Here is a 17,023-nt window from a genome sequence, read left to right as displayed (position 1 = left end):
CAAGAGCATCGGGCTAGATATGGCCTTCGTACGTCATCTGTTTGAACTTGCGTACGACAGGTGAGGTCTCCACATGGCGCAGACCCTCGATTGCTCCGATCCTTTCGCTCAGATATGTGTAAAGACCGGCGTGGTCACGGCAGATGACCGAAGCGATCAGGTTTGACGTGCCGGTGGTCGCGGCCACGAAGGCGGTCTCGGGGTGGCCGGCGAGCGCCTTGCCCACGGAGGCGAGCGCGGACGGCGCGACTGTCAGCCAGAGTACGGCCTGCGCGTCGTAGCCGAGCAGCGCCGAGTCGAATTGCACGTCGAAATAGAGCATGCCCGAGCGGAACAGCTGCTCCAGGCGCCGTTTGACGGCGGATTCCGAGCGTCCGGTGGCCCGGTGCAGCTCGGGATAGGAGGTACGGCCGTCGCCGGCGAGGGCGGTGAGCAGCGCCTCGTCCTCGGGCCCGGGGGCGGGAGCGGGTCCCGCTCCGGGGGCGGGGGCGCCTTGGTGCGGCGGCGGGCGCAGGGCGGCGGCCTGGGCGCGGGTGAGGGGGCCGTTCTTGGTGAACCAGCCGGGGGATCCGCCGTAGAAGACGTGCAGCAGGCTGACGGCGCCGATCTCGACGATGCTCGGCGTACGGGGGAGTTTGCCGAAGAGCAGGGCGTCGTAGGCGTCCGGGCCGGCGTCGGCGACGCAGAGCAGTTCGGTGCCGCCGGAGGTGAGCCGGACCCAGGCGGTGTCGGGGCGCCGGGCGAGGGCCCGGGCGATGGCCACCGAGGCGTCGGGGGCGCAGCGCAGCCGCAGCATCCAGCGGGTGCGGCCGAGCAGGGAGCCGTCGGTCATGCCGACCACCCGCAGTCCGAAGTCGGCGCGCAGCCGGCGGTAGCGGCGGGCGACCGTCTGGTCGGAGACCTCCAGGACGGCGGCGATACGGCTGAAGGGCGCCCTGGGGTCGATCTGCAGGGCGTGCAGGAGCTGCTGGTCCAGCGTGTCGAGCCGGCCCGCCTTGTCGCGGTCACGGTCGGGGTCGAGGCCGGGGTGGAGGCCGGGGTCCTCGTGACTGCCCGGGTCGCGCTTCTCCTTGTCGTGGGAATCCACCACTGACGATCTCCCCATGTCGGAATCCTTCGCATCAGCTGCCGTGGCTGGTGAAGGCGGCCGCCACGGGGCGATGCTACGGGACATCGCACACGGTGTGCCGAATCGAGGGGAGCGAGTGATGCGCAAGTGGGGGCCGCTGGTCGCGGTCTGTCTGGGCACGTTCATGTTGCTGGTGGACGTGACGATCGTGATCGTGGCGCTGCCGGACATCGGGGGCACGCTGGACGCCTCGCTGTCGCAGCTGCAGTGGGTGATCGACATCTACGCCCTGGCGCTGGCCGCACTGCTGCTCGGCGCGGGCTCGGCGGCGGATGTGATCGGCCGGCGGAAGGTGTACGTGGCCGGAACCGCGCTGTTCGCGGTGGCCTCGCTGGCGTGCGGGCTGGCGCCGAACGCGGGGATGCTGATCGGCATGCGCGCGGTGCAGGGGGTGGGCGCGACCGCGATGTTCGCGACGACGCTGTCCCTGCTGGGGGCGGCCTACCAGGGCCGGGACCGGTCGGTGGCGCTCGGTGTGTGGGGTGCGGTCAGCGGCGCGGCGGCGGCGCTGGGGCCGGTGCTGGGCGGGCTGCTGACGCAGGGGCTGAGCTGGCGGTGGGTGTTCTTCGTCAACCTGCCGGTGAGCGCTGCCGCGATCTGGCTGACGCTGCGCGCGGTGCGCGAGTCGCGGGGCGGGGCGGGGGCCCGGATCGACTGGGCCGGTACGGCGGCGTTCTCGGCCTTCGCCGGGACGGCGACGTACGCGGTGATCCGCGCGGACACGGTGGGCTGGGCCTCGGGCCGTACGTTCGCGACGCTGGCGGCGTCGGTCGCCGCGCTGGTGGTGTTCGTGGCGGTGGAACGGCGCCGCGCGCACCCGATGCTGGACCTGCGGCTGTTCCGCGACCGGTCGTTCGTGGGGGTGATGGCGGGCACCGTGGCGCTCAACGCGGCCGCCTTCGGTTTCGCGCCGTACACCTCGATCTGGCTGCAGACGGTGCTGGGGATGAGCCCGGTGCGCGGCGGGCTGGTGCTGATCCCGCTGGCGCTGGCGGCGTTCGTGGCGGCCGGTGTGGGCGGGCGGGTGCTGCACGGTGTCCCGCACCGCTGGGTGATCGGCACGGGGCTGCTGCTGATCGGTGCCGGGGCGCTGGCGCAGACCGTGCTGGACGCCGGTTCGGGCTGGGCGTCGCTGACCGGGGGGCTGGTGCTGGCCGGGTTCGGTGTCGGCCTGGTCACCCCGGCGGTGGCCTCGGCGGCGCTGGCCTGCGTACCGCCGCGGCAGGCCGGTATGGCCGGCGGAGCGGTGAACACGATGCGCCAGCTCGGCTACGCCCTCGGGGTGGCCGTCTTCGGCACCCTGCTCACCGCCCGCGCCCAGGACTCGCTGCGCGGCGACGGGGTGCCGGATCCGCACGGGACGGCCCGGGTGCTGGCCGGTGGCGGGGCGCGGGAGCTGCTGGCCCGGGCGTCGTCGGGGCAGCGGGACGCCCTGGAGCACGCGCTGCGGGCGGCCTTCACGGCGGGGCTGGACGTGGCGGCCGCGGTCGCCGGAGTGATCGGCCTGGTGGCCGGCGTCGTCGTCCTGCTCCTGGTCCGCAGCAGGGCTCCGGAGGCCGCCCACCACGACCGGCCGCCGGAGCGGGCGGCGGAACCGGCGGGATCCGCGGAACCGGCGGGACCCGCGGCAGCGGCGGTGGCGATGGAGCGTCAGCGGTCGGCAGCTGTAGAGCGTCAGTAACTGACACGAGCAGATTTCATGAAGATCTACGCGCGTCGGGTCTCCGGTCGGAGGCCCGGCGCGCGTCATGTTCCCGGCGGTAGCAGGGAGTTCACCCGAAAGTAGCAAGAACGTACGAATCCACACCGCTCACAGAACGCATCCGGACCCCTCCCCGGCTTCCTGTGTATCGGGTACGTTACGGGCGCCCCGAGCAGTCGAGGAGCAGCTCTTGCGTGAGTTCACCATCCCCCCACTGGTGACGGCACCCCAGGTAGGCGGACTGGCGGACGTGGTCTTCGCCAACGCCACCGAGGAGCCGGAGCGTGTGGTGCTCGGCCGGTACCGGTACGAGGAGATCCCGACTGCGGACAGTGACGAGGACGCGGTTCCGGCCGGTGAGTGGCTGGATGTGACCGCCGCCCGTTTCCGCGACGAGGTGATGGCCGTCGCCAAGGGCCTGATCGCGCAGGGGATACGTTTCGGCGACCGGGTCGGACTGATGTCCCGCACCCGGTACGAGTGGACGGTGCTGGACTTCGCGCTGTGGACGATCGGCGCGCAGCCCGTCCCCATCTACCCCACCTCCTCCTCCGACCAGGTGCGCTGGATGCTGCACGACTCGGCGGCGGTCGCCTGCGTCGTCGAGCACGAGGACCACGCCATGACCATCGGCGCCGTCATCGACGAACTGCCCCAGCTCACCCGGCTGTGGCAGCTGGACTCCGACGCCCTCACCGAGATCACCGGCTCCGGCACCCATATCGACGACGACGTCGTGCACCGGCACCGCATGGCGGTCACCCCGGACGCCATCGCCACCGTCATCTACACCTCGGGCACCACCGGCCGCCCCAAGGGCTGTGTGATCAGCCACGCCAACTTCATGGCCGAGGCCGACAACATCATCAGCAAGTACGAGCCGGTCTTCCACAGCAGGCCCGGCGACCAGGCCTCGACCCTGCTCTTCCTCCCCCTGGCCCATGTCTTCGGGCGGATGGTCGAGGTGGCCGCCGTCCGCGCCCGGGTCCGGCTCGGTCACCAGCCGAACCTGGCCGCCGCCGAACTGCTGCCGGCGATGGCCTCCTTCCGGCCGACGTTCGTGCTCGCCGTGCCCTACGTCTTCGAGAAGGTCTACCAGGGCGCCCGCCGCAAGGCCGAGGCCGGCGGCCGGCTGCCGGTCTTCGAGAAGGCCTTCGACGTCGCCGTCCGCCACGCCGAAGCCATGGAGGCCAAGGCCTTCGGCACCGGCCCCGGACCCGGAACCGGCCTGCGCATGCAGCACCAGCTCTACGAGAAGCTCGTCTACGGCAAGGTGCGCGCCGCCCTGGGCGGCCGGGTACGGCACGCCTTCTCCGGCGGCTCCGCGATGGACCGGCAGCTCGGTCTGTTCTTCGACGGCGCCGGCGTCCGCATCTTCGAGGGGTACGGCCTCACCGAGTCGACCGCCGCCGCCACCGCCAACCCGCCCGAGCAGACCCGCTTCGGCACCGTGGGCCGGCCCGTACCCGGCACAACGGTGCACATCGCGGACGACCACGAGATCTGGCTGCGGGGCGGCCAGATCTTCGAGGGATACCTCAACAACACCAAGGCGACCCAGGAGATCCTGCACGACGGCTGGCTGGCCACCGGCGACCTCGGCGCGCTCGACGAGGACGGCTACCTCACCATCACCGGCCGCAAGAAGGAGATCCTGGTGACCAACGGCGGCAAGAGCGTCTCCCCGGTGCCCCTGGAGGAGCGGGTACGCTCCCACCCCCTCGTCGCGCAGTGCGTGGTCGTCGGCAACGACCGCCCCTTCGTCGCCGCCCTGGTCACCCTCGACCCGGAGGGCGTCTCGCACTGGCTGGCCATGCACGGCAAGGCCACGCCGGCCCTCACCGACCTGCTGCGCGACCCGGATCTGGAGGCGGAGGTACGCCGGGCCGTGGTGGCCGCGAACACGCTGGTCTCCAAGGCCGAGTCGATCCGCACCTTCAAGGTCCTGGCCGGGCAGTTCTCCGAGGCGCAGGGGCTGCTCACGCCGTCGCTGAAACTCAAGCGCCGGGCGATCGAAAAGGCCTACGAACAGGAAATCGAAGCCCTTTACAGCGGCTGAACGGGGAATTCGGGCACTCCGCGAAACATTGACCTAGGGAGACAGAGTACGACCGACGACGTAAGGAAAACGTGCTCGTGAGCAAGGTCCCCTTCATCACGCTCAACAACGGTGTCGAGATGCCCCAGCTGGGTTTCGGTGTCTGGCAGGTGCCGGACAACGAGGCGGCGGCGGCGGTCTCCACCGCCCTCGAAGCGGGCTACCGCAGCATCGACACCGCGGCGATCTACGAGAACGAGAAGGGCACCGGCCAGGCGATCGCCACCGCCGGCGTGCCCCGCGAGGAGCTCTTCGTCACGACGAAGCTCTGGAACTCGGAGCAGGGCCACGACTCGGCACTGCGCGCGTTCGACGCCTCGCTGGACAGGCTCGGCCTCGACTACGTGGACCTCTACCTGATCCACTGGCCGATGCCCGGGCACGGTAAGTACCTGGACACCTGGCGTGCCTTCGAGAAGATCCTCGCCGAAGGCCGCGCCAAGGCCATCGGGGTCTCGAACTTCCCCGTCGCGCAACTGCGGCACGTCCTGGACGAGGGTTCGGTCGTACCGGCCGTCAACCAGATCGAGCTGCACCCCCACTTCTCCCAGCCGGAGTTGCGGGCCTTCCACGCCGGGCACGGCATCGCCACCGAGGCCTGGTCCCCGCTGGGACAGGGCAAGGGCCTGCTGGGCTCGTCGGCGCTGGCCGCGGTCGCCGCCAAGCACGGCAGGACCCCCGCGCAGGTCGTACTGCGCTGGCACCTCCAGATCGGCAACGTGGTCATCCCCAAGTCCGTGACGCCCTCGCGGATCCGGGAGAACTTCGACGTCTTCGGCTTCGAGCTGGACGCGGAGGACCTCGCGGCCGTCGCCGCCCTCGACAACGGCACCCGCCTGGGCCCCGACCCCTCCACGTTCGCCTGAGCGGTAGACGTTCCTTCAGCACCCGCGCAGGGCCGGCCCCTCCCGGGCCGGCCTTGCGCACGTCCACAGGCCGGCCCGGTCCGCGGCTGTGCCGGTACGGCGCGTATCCCCCTCACAGGGGCGGCTCGTCTAGCAGTTCGGCCAGCCAGCGGGCGATGTTGTGGTGATGGGCGGCCCCGGCCGCCGGGAAGACCCGCCCCCAGCTCAGGGCGCGGTTGACGGGCCCGACCCGGCAGGCCAGGCTCGCCAGCCCGCGCAGCACGGTCAGGTCGTGGCCGTCCTCGGCCCAGGGCCGCAGGTAGGCGTCGCGCAGCCCGGCGAGGACGGCCTCCTGGTCGCCGCCGGGGAGCAGGCTCGCGACCCGGGCGGTGACCAGGAGGCTGGAGAACGGGTGCGCCACCGAGGCGTCGCCCCAGTCGAAGAACACGAAGCGGCCGCCGTCGCCGTGGAAGACCTGGGCCTCGTGCAGGTCGCTGTGGTCGAGGGTGGCGGGGATGCCCGAACCGGCCAGCTCCGCGCACCAGTCGGCCAGGCGCGGCCGGATCCGCCGGACCTCCGCGGGCGCGCCCGTCAGCGCCACCAGTTCGTCGAACCGCTCCGGCAGGTGCTCCGGCCCGGCCTGCGGCACTCCCAGCGCGAGCAGTTCGCCGGCCCGGGGGCCGACGGCGCGCTGGAGACCGGCGTACTGCCGCAGCGGGCCCTCCCACTGCTGCGGGCCGGCCCCCTCCCCGTCCAGTACGTCGGCCAGGAGGCCGCCGCCGTCCGGCAGCAGCGCCCACCCGCGCTCCGGGTCGACGGCGACCGGGGTGAGCACCTGTCCGGGCACCCACTGCGACAGGGCCCGCGTCAGTGCCGGTTCGAAGGCCGAGCCGGGCGGGTTGGCCTTGAACCAGACCGCCGGGGTGCCGTCCTCCAAGGGGATCCGGATCACCACCGACCACGGGCGCAGCCGCACCTCCCAGCCGCCCTGTCCGGCCGCCGGCGTCCCCCGGGCGGCCAGTGCCTCCCGGGCCCACTCCATGGCCTCGCGCCGCCACCGCGGGTCGGCCCAGGGGGTGACCGACGCGTCGTACGTCCCGGTGTCGACGCTGCGCGTCTCGCTGTCCATCCGGGCATCCCACCATCGGAGCGCCCGGTCCCGCACCCGTATTTCAGCCCGCCGCGGGCACCCGGTCCAGGAAGCCGCTCACGCTGCGGATCCGGCCGTCGGCCGCCAGCGTGACGACGTCGAACCCCGCCACCGGCGCCGACCCGTCGGCCACCGACACCAGTTCCCAGCCGAAGCGCGCCGTGTCGTGGTGCCCGTCCACCGCGCCCGCCAGCCGGAACGCGAACCCCGGGAACTGCGCCTGCGCGGCGGCGATCACTGCCGCGATGCCCTCGTGCCCGGCCACCTCGGCCAGCGGGTCGGTGTAGCTGCCGTCCTCGGTCCAGGTGGCCGCGACGGCCTTGGCGCGCTCCTCGGGGTCGGCGGTGTTCCAGGCCTGGATGTAGCGGGCGGCGGCGTTCTCGTACTGCGACATGTGTGCTCTCCTCGGTTGTGGCCGCTGGTGGACGGGTTCCACGATGCCCGGGGGCGCTCGGCACGTCGATTACGTCGCTGGTAAGGGCGGCCCGGCCGGTCGGCCGCGCCGGGGTCAGTGTCCGGTGCGGGCCCCGCTGGGGGTGAACTCCGGTTCGTCGCCGGGCCGGTCGGCCTGGTCGGTCCGGCCGGTGTGCTCCAGCCAGCCGCGCAGCACCGCGTGCACCGCCTCCGCGCCGACGAGCCGTCCCCGAGGGCCCTCCAGTACGTACGGGTACATCAGGAAGGGGCGGTTCTGGTCGCCGCCGAGGCCACCGTGGGAGCCGACCTGTTCCTCGAAGGCGTGGACGGCCCCGGTGGTGGCGTCACAGGCGGAGTTGACCATGATGTCGGCGGCGTGCGGAAAGCCCGCGGTGCGCAGGACGGCGGCGGCGGCGCCGGGGCCGAAGGGGGCGAGCGGGTCGGGGCCGCCGGTGACCTTGCCGGTGCTCAGTTCGTGCTCGGCGCCGCCGGGGCCGAGCACGAGGGGGCCGCGGCGTTCGCCGAGGACGAGGACGAAACCGATGCCCCGGTGCTCGGCGAGGGTGCGCAGCAGGGCGGGGTGGCGGCGGTCGATCTCCTCACGGGTGGCCCGGCCGGGGATGTCGGGGAAGCTGACCAGGCCCAGGTTGCCGGAGGCCAGCACCACCGGGTCCGAGACCGGCCCCGCGCACTCGGTGTCCTCCTCGGCCCGCCGGGCGTGTTCGGGCCTGCGCAGCGCGGCCCTCGCGGCGGTGCGGGCCTCGGCGCCGCTGGTCGTGCGCCGGGCCCGGCGCGAGACGGGCAGTCCGCAGCCCGCGCGGACCAGGTCCTTCAGGTGCAGCCCGTAGACGGATGCGAAGGTCTCGCCGTGGCTCTGGCCGTGGTCCGACAGCAGCACGATCCGGTACGGGCGGGGGGCGTGACGCGAGGCGTCGGCGACGAGGCGGACCATACGGTCCAGCCGGGCCAGGACCCGCATGGCATCGCCGCCCCGCGGCCCCGAGTGGTGGGCCACCTCGTCGTACGCGACGAGGTCGGCGTAGACGGCGTCGCGTCCGGCGAGCATGTCGCCGACCACCGCGGCCACCGCCACGTCGCGTTCGACGACGGTGGCGAAGGCCCGCGCGAGGGGGTAGAGGCCGCCGCGCTTCACCCGGGGCCGGTCCCGGCGTACGAAGCGCGAGGCCGTCGACTCGGTGATCTCGCGGGCCACTTCGGCGACGAACGACGCGGCGGTGCGCACCGCGTTGGCGGGGTCGGAGAAGTACGCGAAGTAGCCGCTGCGCGAGCGGGTCAGCCGGCCGCGCTGCGCGGCGACCGACATCACCAGCGCCAGCTGCTCGGCGCCGCCGCTGAAGAGGTTGCCCCGGCTCGCGCCGCCGTCGGCGAGCAGCCCGGGGCGGCCGGTGCGCTCCACGGCGCGGCGTTCCAGCTCGGCGGCGCTGGACGGCCGGTTGCAGACGATCAGCTGTCCGGTCTCCTTCTCGTACCAGCGGAAGGCCGGCACGTCCTCGTTGGTCCCGTGCAGGATGCCGAGCTGGCTGGCACCGGTCTGGCTGCTCCAGTCGGTGCGCCAGGGGACGAGGTGGTGGCTGGAGTCGAGCCACCGCGCGACGGTCTCCATCGCGGCCGGCCGGGGGCGGCCCTTGCGGCGGGTGGGGCGGACCGCCTCGCGCAGCACGTCGTGCCCGACTCCGTCGAGCTGGAGGAAGACGATGCCGGGCTCGGGGTTGTGCGGGACCGGCCGGCGTCCGGCGAGCCGGGCCAGCCGGCGTCCGTACGCCTCGTCGTCGCGCATCGCCAGCGTGGTGCTGGTCGCGGACGAGGTCGCCGACATCGCGGCGGCGATCAGGACGGCGGTGGCCGGGGTGACGTCACCGCGCCAGTCGGGCGCGATGCGCAGCGCGATCAGCAGCAGCGAGCCGTTGAGGAAGAACACCAGGCCGCCCAGGACCAGCGCCGGCACCAGCAGCAGCGCCCGGACCAGGAGCGGCCAGACCAGTGCGCTCAGCAGGCCGAACACCCCCGCGCCGACCGCCGCCGTGACCGCGATCCGGGTCGGGCTGTCGCCGGTCGGCGACTGGATGGTGAAGTCCGGCAGGATCCCGGCCAGCACGGCCATGGTCGCCGTCGCCACCGCCCACACGGCCAGTACGCGGCCGACCGTGCGGCCGGATGACCGCCACCGACGCAAGTTCATACTCCCAGCCTGTCACGACGGCTTTTCGGGGCAGGCATAGGCTCGGGCACCAAACGAGGAGGCGTGTGTGGCGGCGGTCGGGATCACTTGGTGGGGTCATGCCACCGTGACCGTGCGGGACTCCGGGGTGCGGGTCCTGACGGATCCGCTGTTCGCGGCGCGGCTGGCGCATCTGCGGCGGCGCCGGGGCGCGGTGCCGCCGCCGGGGGCGGCCGAGGCGGATGTGGTGGTCGTGTCGCATCTGCACGCCGACCATCTCCACCTGGGCTCGCTGGCCCGGCTGGCGCGCGGCACCCGGGTGGTGCTGCCGCGCGGTGCGCAGGACGCGGTGCCGGGGCTGCGGCGGTTGCGGCGGACCCGCGGGCTGGAGCTGGTGGAGGTGTCGCCGGGCGACGAGGTGAAGGCGGGCCCGGTGACGGTACGGGCGGTCCCGGCCGCGCACGACGGGCGCCGGCTGCCGTACGGGCCGCGGCGCAGCCCGGCGCTGGGGTATGTGATCGAGGGTGAGGCCCGGACGTACTTCGCGGGCGACACCGGGCTGTTCGACGCGATGGCGGAGGCCGTCGGGCCGTGTGACGCCGCGCTGCTGCCGGTCGGCGGCTGGGGGCCGTTCCTGAGCTCGGGGCATCTGAACGCGGACCGGGCGGCGCAGGCGCTGGCCCGGCTGGGCACGGGCGCGGGCGGCCACCCCGGAGGCGGCGGGCCGGTCCACGCGGTGCCGATCCACTACGGGACGTACTGGCCGATCGGCATGGACGCGGTGCGCCCGCACGAGTTCCACTCCCCCGGCGACGACTTCGTACGCCTGGCCGGCCGGCTCGCGCCGGGGACGGCCGTGCACCGGCTCGACCACGGGCAGAGCGTGGAGCTGGGGGTCGCCCGATGATCGGCTTCCTGGCCGAGCGGGCCGCGACCTCCGCCGACTCCACGGGGCAGGTGGTGGGGTACCCGTCGCTGTTCCTGCTGGTGGCGCTCGGCTCGCTGGTGCCGGTCGTACCGACGGGGGCGCTGGTGAGCGGCGCGGCGGCGGTGGCGTTCCACCACCAGAACCCGCCGGTCGCGCTGGCGCTGGTGTTCGTCACGGCGTCACTGGCGGCGTTCATCGGGGACATGAGCCTGTACTGGCTGGGCCACCGGGGCGTGCACTCCAGGAATGGCTCGCGGTGGCTGAAGCGGCTCCAGGACCGCGCCGAGCCCGGCCGCCTGGAGGCCGCTCAGCACAAGCTGGACCAGCACGGGATCGCGGTGCTGGTGCTGTCCCGGCTGGTACCGGCGGGGCGGATCCCGGTGATGGTGGCCTGTCTGCTGTCGGAGCTGCCGCCCGCCCGCTTCGCCCGCGGCGACATACCGGCCTGCCTGGCCTGGGCGCTGGCGTACCAGCTGATCGGGGTGCTGGGCGGCTCGCTGTTCGCGGAGCCCTGGGAGGGCGTGATCCTCGCGGTCGGGCTGACCCTGGCCATCGCGGTGGCCCCGCAGGTGTGGAGGTGGCTGGTGACCGTCACCCGTCGCCAGACAGTTCGCTGAGGACTTCCGCCAACCCCCTTACCGCGTCCGTGATGTGAGGCAGCGTCAGCGGGTCGGCCGCCTCCAGGGCCGCGCGGCGCGGCTCCTCGCCCGTGCCGCACAGCGGGCCGACGTCGATCCGTACCCGCGGCGCCGACGGGTCGTCGCCGAACCGGTGGCCGCCGGGCACCGGCCGGCCGAGCCGCCGGGTCAGCCACTCCTCCGCGCCGGCCGCGTCGCGGCCGGTGCTCAGCGGCGCCAGGTCCGCGTAGAGCTGGAAGCCGCACTCCGGGGGCCGGCACAGCGCGCCCGCCTCCCTCAGGACCGCGCAGGCGGCGCCGCCCACCGCCGCGTGCAGCCGCCGGGCGGCCTCGGCGTAGGCCCGTACGTCGGCCGGTTCGGCGAGTGTGTAGGCGGCGGCCCGCGCCGCGTACGGCGGCAGGGTCTCGGTGCGGACGGCCTGCCGCAGTGCGGCGGCCGGACCGTCGGCCGGGAAGCGCGCGATGGCGGCGGGCACCCGGTGGGACCTCAGGTCGGTGAGTACGACTGTGCGGCCGGGGAGGATCTCGGCGGGGCTGAGCAGCACGACGCCGTGGTGGTGCAGGGTGTCGTTGTACGTCTCGTCGGAGATCAGCAGCAGCCCGGCCCCGGCGGCGGCCTCGCAGACCTCGTGCAGCGGCTCGGGGGGCGTGACGGTGCCGGTCGGATCGTCGGCGGCGGCCAGTACGAGGACGCGCGGATCCAGGCCGTCCGCACGGGCCCGGCGGACCGTCTCCAGCAGCGCGAACGGGTCCGGGGCGCCACCGCCCTCGGCCGGGGTCCGCACCCGCAGCGTGCGCAGGCCCGGCGGGCTGTGCCAGACGGCGGCGGGGCGGCCCACCACGACGGCGTCACCGCCGGCGGCGGCCAGCAGCGCGGCGAGCAGCGGCTCGGCGGAGGGGGCGGCCACCACCTGGCCGGGGTCCGTGTGCAGACCCCGGCGGCCCCAGTAGCCGGCAGCGGCGGCGACGAGGGTGCGCGGATCGGTGGCCCCGGCCGACGCGGCGTACGGCGGGGCCGGCAGGCCGGGATCCGGCCACAGGGTGCGCACCATCCGTCCTCCTTGCCCTTCTGGGCACCCTCGCACACGTCGGCGCGGTCGGCGCGGGGAGCACGGGCGGGCCGGGGCGCAGGGCCTGACCCGGAGCGGGCAGGACCGGGGTGCGCCGCGCCGGGTCAGGCCTCGGACAGGGCGTGCGCGCGCAGCGCGGCGCAGGTGCGGCTGATGAGCCGGGAGACGTGCATCTGGGAGATCCCCATGATCTCGGCGATCTGGTTCTGCGTCATGTCGTCGAAGAACCGCAGGTAGAGGATGCGCTGCTCGCGTTCGGGGAGGGCGCGCAGCCGCGGCGCGATGGTGACGCGGTCGACAACGATGTCGAGGCCGGGGTCGTGGTGGCCGAGGCTGTCGAGGAGGGCGCGGCCGTCCGCGCCGGGCAGCTCGGCGTCCAGGGACATGGCCGCGTAGCTGTCGATGGCCTCCATGCCGGCGATGACCTCGTCCTCGGTCAGACCGGTGCGGGCGGCCATCTCGGGGACGGTGGGACTTCGCCCGTCCAGGAGCGGGGCGAGTTCGCGGCGGGCGGCGCGCACCCGGTTGCGCAGCTCCTGGACGCGGCGCGGGACGTGCATGGCCCACAGGTGGTCCCGGAAGTGCCGTTTGACCTCGCCGACGACGGTGGGGACGGCGAAGCTCTCGAAGGCGTTGCCGCGCGCGGGGTCGTACCGGCCGACGGCCTTGACCAGGCCGAGGGCGGCCACCTGGCGCAGGTCCTCGGTGCTCTCGCCGCGGTTGCGGAAGCGTCCGGCGAGGCGGTCCGCCATGGGGATCCAGGCGGTGACGACCTCCTTGCGCAGGGCGTCCTTCTCGGGACCGTCGGGGAGCGCGGCGATCCGCCGGAAGGTCTCGGTGGTGTCCGAGGCGTCGTGATCAGGATGTGGGTGTGGATGTGGGTGTGCGGCCATGCGTTCGCCTCCTGCGGATGAGGGGGCGGGGCCGGACGCTTCACTCGGCACACCGGCACGCCCCACACGGGCCGGGCCGCGGTGTCACCGCGGCGGGCGGGCGTGCCTCCGTTGCGAAGCACCTCTTTCGCGTGCCCCCGCTCCCCGCGGCCAAACCGCGCCGGCATGCGCGCCCACGGCCTGTGGCGGCCGCGAAACCCTTGGCGCGGTTCCTTGGCGCGGTTCCTTGGCGCCGCCCGCATGGCGGACCAGCGAGCGGTGGCAGGCCTTTCACGTTGTCGACGCCGAGTGGGTGTCAGCGGGCGGGATACGCAGGGTTATGACAGTGGGGTCACAGAGTCCGTGTCAGTGGACGGTGACGGCTCGGGAAGCGTCCGCAGGCTGTAGAGCACGTTGTCGTGGAAGCGGTCGATGATGTCGCCGCGGGGCACCATGTCGGCGGCGGCGAGGTCGTCGAGGGCCTGGCGCGACCCAGAGGCGGAGGAGGACCTCGGCCCGGCGGCCAAGAGCGTCACGATTCCCACGTTCCTCTACCAGGTCCGCGACGACCTGATGACCCGGCCCAGCGACATCCAGGCCATGTACGACAACATCCCCGTCGAGGACAAGAAGCTCCTGTGGATCGACGGCAGCACCGCGCGACGGGACGGCTGTCTCTACCCGTGGAGCCCGCCGTCGAGGCCCACGCCCCCGCACCTGGGGTGCGGGGGCGTGGGCCTCGCCGCAGAGATCGCACCCGCCCCGGCGGGCTCGCCCTGCCGCACCGGCAGGGGCAAGGTGGCCATCCAGTACCACCCCGCCGCCTCCGCCGTGCCCCGCCGTACGCCGGGGCACGGCGTCGCTGCCGCCCTGCGTGGGCCCGCGACCGGAGGGGGCGCCACCGGACGGGCCCGGTGAACCAACCGGGTCGGGCGCGTTAGTCGCGCTCCCGCGCGCCCGCGCGGGTACGGCCGGCGGCCACCTGACGATCGGGGTAGCGGCGCAGATACTCGCCCTCCAGGGCGGTCGTGCGCTGAGTGTGGGCGTCCAGGGCCGCCGGAGAGCCGTGCAGAAGGGTCTCGTGCCGGGTCCGGTGGACCGATTCCAGCTCCCGCAGCAGTTGTGGTTCGTCCAGATCAGCGGGGTTGATTCCGTCGTCATGGGGGCTCATGGACATCACGTACCCGAAAAGGGCGGATTCATCACGCCCCACCTGGTTAGGCGAACGGCGACGGGGATCCCGCACCGGGGTCCGCCGAGGAAGGGAGCAAGCATCGTGCAGCGAGGCAGCAACCGACTCAGCGTCCACAAGGACGACGAGATGAAGCACGAACTGGAGGGCCTGCTGCGTTCCGGCCACCCCACCCGGACCCAGGAGTGGCACGACCCGGAACCGGTGGCCGACGACGACCCGGCCGTCGCGGGCGGCCCGGACGGCGCACCGCTGGGCACCGAACTGGCGCGGCACCTGACCCGCCGGGCGTTCCCGGCCCGGCGGGGCACCCTGCTGCGGACCCTGGAGGGCGACAACGCGCCCGGGCCGGTGATCGACGCGGTACGCGGGCTGCCCGGCGGCGACCACGAGTACCGCAACGTCCAGGAGATCGTGACGGCGGCCGGCGGGCGCTGAGAAGCGCACCCGGCGGAAGGAGACGCAGGTGGCACAGCTCGTGAGGGACGTCATGACGGCCGGTCCGGCCGCCGTACGGCCGGAGGCCTCGCTGGTGGAGGTCGCGCAGCTGATGCGTGACCAGGACATCGGCGGGGTGCTGGTCGCCGAGGGCGACCGGGTGGTCGGGGTGGTCACCGAACGCGACATCACGGTCCGCGCGGTCGCCGACGGGGCGGACCCGCACACCGTGAGCGCCGGCTCGTCGGCCGGCCCCGATCCGGTGACGGTGGGCCCGCCCGACCGCTGAAACCGGCCCCGACGGGGTATCCGCCCGGCATGACGTCGAAATTCATCAGCTGGGACCGGACGCTCTTCCGTCAGGTCGCCGAACGCCAGTGGCCCGCCGCCGAGCCCGTCCTGCCGCGGCTGAGCCGCAGCGCCAACCACGGTCTGCTGTGGTTCGGCGTGGCGGCCGGCATCGCGGCCGTGGGCGGCAGCTCCGGGCGTCGGGCAGCGCTGCGCGGGGTGGGTTCGCTCGCGCTGGCCTCGGCCACGGTGAACACCATCGCCAAGGGGGCGGTGCGCCGGAACCGGCCACTGCTGCACGCGGTGCCGGTGATGCGGCGGCTGCGGCGGCAGCCGGTCACCACCTCGTTCCCGTCGGGGCACGCGGCGTCGGCGGCGGCGTTCGCGGCCGGCGTGGCCATGGAGTCCCCTCGGTGGGGCGCGGTGGTCGCGCCGGTCGCCTGGTCGGTGGCCTTCTCCCGGATCTACACCGGCGTCCACTACCCCTCCGACGTCCTGGTCGGCGCGGCGATCGGCGCGGGCGCGGCCTACGCCGTACGGGGGCTCGTGGCGACCCACAAGGACCTGGCGCCCGCGGCCAAGCCGCGCACCGACGCCCCCGCCCTGCCCGAGGGCCGGGGGCTGTATGTCGTCGTCAACGAGGCGTCCGGGCCGCCCCCGCTGCTCAGTCAGCCCGCCGAGCGGCTGCGGGCCGCCCTGCCGCAGGCCGAGGTGGCGCTGTGCACGGAGGACGACGACCTGGCCGGGCTGCTGGAGAAGGCGGCCCGCCAGGCGGCCGAGACCGACGGCGCGCTGGGCATCCACGGCGGTGACGGCAGCATCAACCTGGCGGCGGCCATCGCCGTCCGGTTCGGGGTGCCGCTGGTGGTGTTCCCCGGCGGCACCTACAACCACTTCGCCGCCGATCTGGCCATCCGCACCATCGAGGACGCCGCGTCGGCGGTGCTGGCGGGCACCGCGGTCTCCGTGGACATCGCGCGGTGCACGGCGCTGGACGACCCGGACGCCGAGCCGGTGCCGTTCCTCAACACCTTCAGCGTCGGCGCCTACCCGGAGCTGGTGCGCTACCGCGAGCGCTGGGCCCGCCGCGCCGGCAGCTGGCCGGCCGGTGTGCTGGCCGCCCTGCATGTGCTGCGCACGTCCAGCCCGGTCGAGGTGGTCATCAACGGCCACCGCCGCCGGATCTGGCTGCTGTTCGCCGGCAACTGCTCCTACCGCGGCCTGGGCCTGGCCCCGGTCAAGCGGCAGGACCTGGCCGACGGCCTGCTGGACGTACGGGTCGTCGACGGCGGCCCCTTCGCCCGTACGCGGCTGCTCGCCGCCGCCGTGACCGGCGGGCTGGCGAAGTCACCGGTCTACTCGGAGAGCAGGGTGCGCAGGCTCCGGGTCAGCGGCATGGGTGCGGGCGCTCACCTCGCCTATGACGGCGAAGTGGCGCCCGCCCCCACGGAGCTGGTCCTCGACAAGGTCAACGAGGCCCTGACCGTCTACCGGCCGATGGGCGACGTCGCCGACCCCGGTGCCTGACCGGCTCGGTCACCGGCCGGACTACTGACCGGGGGACAGACCCGCCAGCGCCCTGACACCCTCGCCGCCGATGGTGAGGGTGTCGGGCGATCCGGCGTCGATGGAGAGCGTCAGCTCGTCCGACGGCCAGCTGGTGCTGAGCACCGCGAGCGGCACGATCCGGTAGCTCTGGGTCGTGGGCAGCGCCTGCGTCAGCCGGACCTCGTCGGTGAAGACCGGCACCAGCTTGGTCCCGTCCTCCTGCTCGTAGACGGGGAGCTGGATGGCCTGCTGCTCCGGGACGCCGCCCGTGGTGTCGGGCTCGCCGGGCACGGGCAGCAGCACGTCGCTGACGGCGAGGGTGCTGAGCGCGGCCGCGTTGTCGCCGCCCACGGCTATCTCGTGGAGTGCGCGCTGCGCGGGGGGCAGGGCACCGTTGGGGTTGCTCTCGGTCATGGCCGATTCCTCTCGTAGCGGGACTCATGGAGGTTGAACGGGCCGCATACCCGCCCTCCCCGCAGACATGCGGATCGGCCGAGGAAAAGGGCTTGACCAGGGCCGATGCCCCTGCGCTG

The 17,023-nt window shown here is 73.9% G+C and carries 16 protein-coding genes and 1 pseudogene; 9 read left to right on the top strand and 8 right to left on the bottom strand.

The window, feature by feature from the left end; translation table 11 throughout:
* Positions 1-13: 13 nt before the first annotated feature.
* Positions 14-1,105: an Lrp/AsnC family transcriptional regulator gene (locus RWE79_RS31595; protein ID WP_475943495.1), complete on the bottom strand. Its 1,092-nt coding sequence runs from the start codon at positions 1,103-1,105 to the stop codon at positions 14-16.
* 103 nt (positions 1,106-1,208) lie between these two features.
* On the opposite strand from RWE79_RS31595, the gene RWE79_RS31590 reads away from it, so the two are divergent.
* From RWE79_RS31590 to RWE79_RS31580, 3 genes are all read left to right on the top strand, one after another.
* Positions 1,209-2,810: an MFS transporter gene (locus tag RWE79_RS31590; protein ID WP_475943494.1), complete on the top strand. Its 1,602-nt coding sequence runs from the start codon at positions 1,209-1,211 to the stop codon at positions 2,808-2,810.
* Between the two features lie 211 nt (positions 2,811-3,021).
* Positions 3,022-4,890, top strand: coding sequence for an AMP-dependent synthetase/ligase (locus tag RWE79_RS31585; RefSeq protein ID WP_475943493.1), 1,869 nt, complete (start codon positions 3,022-3,024; stop codon positions 4,888-4,890).
* Between the two features lie 77 nt (positions 4,891-4,967).
* Positions 4,968-5,795 (top strand): aldo/keto reductase, encoded by an 828-nt coding sequence (locus tag RWE79_RS31580; protein WP_475943492.1) that lies wholly within the window; start codon positions 4,968-4,970, stop codon positions 5,793-5,795.
* 112 nt (positions 5,796-5,907) lie between these two features.
* On the opposite strand, the gene RWE79_RS31575 is transcribed toward RWE79_RS31580, so the two are convergent.
* The 3 genes from RWE79_RS31575 to RWE79_RS31565 all read right to left on the bottom strand — a co-directional run bounded on the left by RWE79_RS31575 (position 5,908) and on the right by RWE79_RS31565 (position 9,538).
* The gene (locus tag RWE79_RS31575; protein ID WP_475943491.1) at positions 5,908-6,903 is read right to left on the bottom strand and encodes an aminoglycoside phosphotransferase family protein; all 996 of its coding nucleotides are present in this window, start codon (positions 6,901-6,903) and stop codon (positions 5,908-5,910) included.
* Between the two features lie 43 nt (positions 6,904-6,946).
* A complete protein-coding gene (locus RWE79_RS31570; RefSeq protein ID WP_475943490.1) occupies positions 6,947-7,318 on the bottom strand; it encodes a nuclear transport factor 2 family protein in 372 nt (123 codons plus the stop codon).
* Between the two features lie 114 nt (positions 7,319-7,432).
* Positions 7,433-9,538, bottom strand: a complete 2,106-nt coding sequence (locus RWE79_RS31565; protein ID WP_475943489.1) for a phage holin family protein — start codon at positions 9,536-9,538, stop codon at positions 7,433-7,435.
* Between the two features lie 67 nt (positions 9,539-9,605).
* Between RWE79_RS31565 and RWE79_RS31560 the strand changes: the two genes are divergently transcribed.
* On the top strand, positions 9,606-10,424 hold the full coding sequence (locus RWE79_RS31560; RefSeq protein WP_475943488.1) for an MBL fold metallo-hydrolase: 819 nt from the start codon (positions 9,606-9,608) through the stop codon (positions 10,422-10,424).
* On the top strand, positions 10,421-11,062 hold the full coding sequence (locus RWE79_RS31555; protein WP_475943487.1) for a DedA family protein: 642 nt from the start codon (positions 10,421-10,423) through the stop codon (positions 11,060-11,062). Before RWE79_RS31560 ends, RWE79_RS31555 begins: the two co-directional genes overlap by 4 nt.
* On the opposite strand, the gene RWE79_RS31550 is transcribed toward RWE79_RS31555, so the two are convergent.
* On the bottom strand, positions 11,037-12,134 hold the full coding sequence (locus tag RWE79_RS31550; protein ID WP_475943486.1) for an aminotransferase class I/II-fold pyridoxal phosphate-dependent enzyme: 1,098 nt from the start codon (positions 12,132-12,134) through the stop codon (positions 11,037-11,039). The genes RWE79_RS31555 and RWE79_RS31550 overlap by 26 nt on opposite strands.
* Positions 12,135-12,256: 122 nt before the next feature.
* On the bottom strand, positions 12,257-13,045 hold the full coding sequence (locus RWE79_RS31545) for a SigB/SigF/SigG family RNA polymerase sigma factor (protein ID WP_475943485.1): 789 nt from the start codon (positions 13,043-13,045) through the stop codon (positions 12,257-12,259).
* Between the two features lie 411 nt (positions 13,046-13,456).
* On the opposite strand from RWE79_RS31545, the gene RWE79_RS31540 reads away from it, so the two are divergent.
* Positions 13,457-13,942, top strand: coding sequence for a hypothetical protein (locus RWE79_RS31540; RefSeq protein WP_475943484.1), 486 nt, complete (start codon positions 13,457-13,459; stop codon positions 13,940-13,942).
* A 19-nt stretch (positions 13,943-13,961) separates the two neighbouring features.
* Here RWE79_RS31540 and RWE79_RS31535 read toward each other — a convergent pair whose 3' ends face one another.
* Positions 13,962-14,195, bottom strand: a complete 234-nt coding sequence (locus RWE79_RS31535; RefSeq protein WP_475943483.1) for a DUF6158 family protein — start codon at positions 14,193-14,195, stop codon at positions 13,962-13,964.
* A gap of 105 nt (positions 14,196-14,300) precedes the next feature.
* On the opposite strand from RWE79_RS31535, the gene RWE79_RS31530 reads away from it, so the two are divergent.
* From RWE79_RS31530 to RWE79_RS31520, 3 genes and pseudogenes are all read left to right on the top strand, one after another.
* Positions 14,301-14,654 (top strand): DUF2795 domain-containing protein, encoded by a 354-nt coding sequence (locus RWE79_RS31530; protein ID WP_475943482.1) that lies wholly within the window; start codon positions 14,301-14,303, stop codon positions 14,652-14,654.
* A 52-nt stretch (positions 14,655-14,706) separates the two neighbouring features.
* Positions 14,707-14,937: pseudogene (locus RWE79_RS31525) on the top strand (CBS domain-containing protein); the annotation flags it as partial.
* A gap of 35 nt (positions 14,938-14,972) precedes the next feature.
* Positions 14,973-16,469 carry a phosphatase PAP2 family protein gene (locus RWE79_RS31520; protein ID WP_475943481.1) on the top strand — a complete coding sequence of 499 codons (1,497 nt, stop codon included), beginning with the start codon at positions 14,973-14,975 and terminating at the stop codon, positions 16,467-16,469.
* 21 nt (positions 16,470-16,490) lie between these two features.
* On the opposite strand, the gene RWE79_RS31515 is transcribed toward RWE79_RS31520, so the two are convergent.
* Positions 16,491-16,904 (bottom strand): SseB family protein, encoded by a 414-nt coding sequence (locus RWE79_RS31515; RefSeq protein ID WP_475943480.1) that lies wholly within the window; start codon positions 16,902-16,904, stop codon positions 16,491-16,493.
* Between the last annotated feature and the right edge of the window lie 119 nt (positions 16,905-17,023).

Source organism: Streptomyces sp. RLA131 (assembly GCF_056270125.1).
Note: the sequence above shows the minus strand (reverse complement) of the source record. Positions and strands in the feature narration are given on the sequence as shown.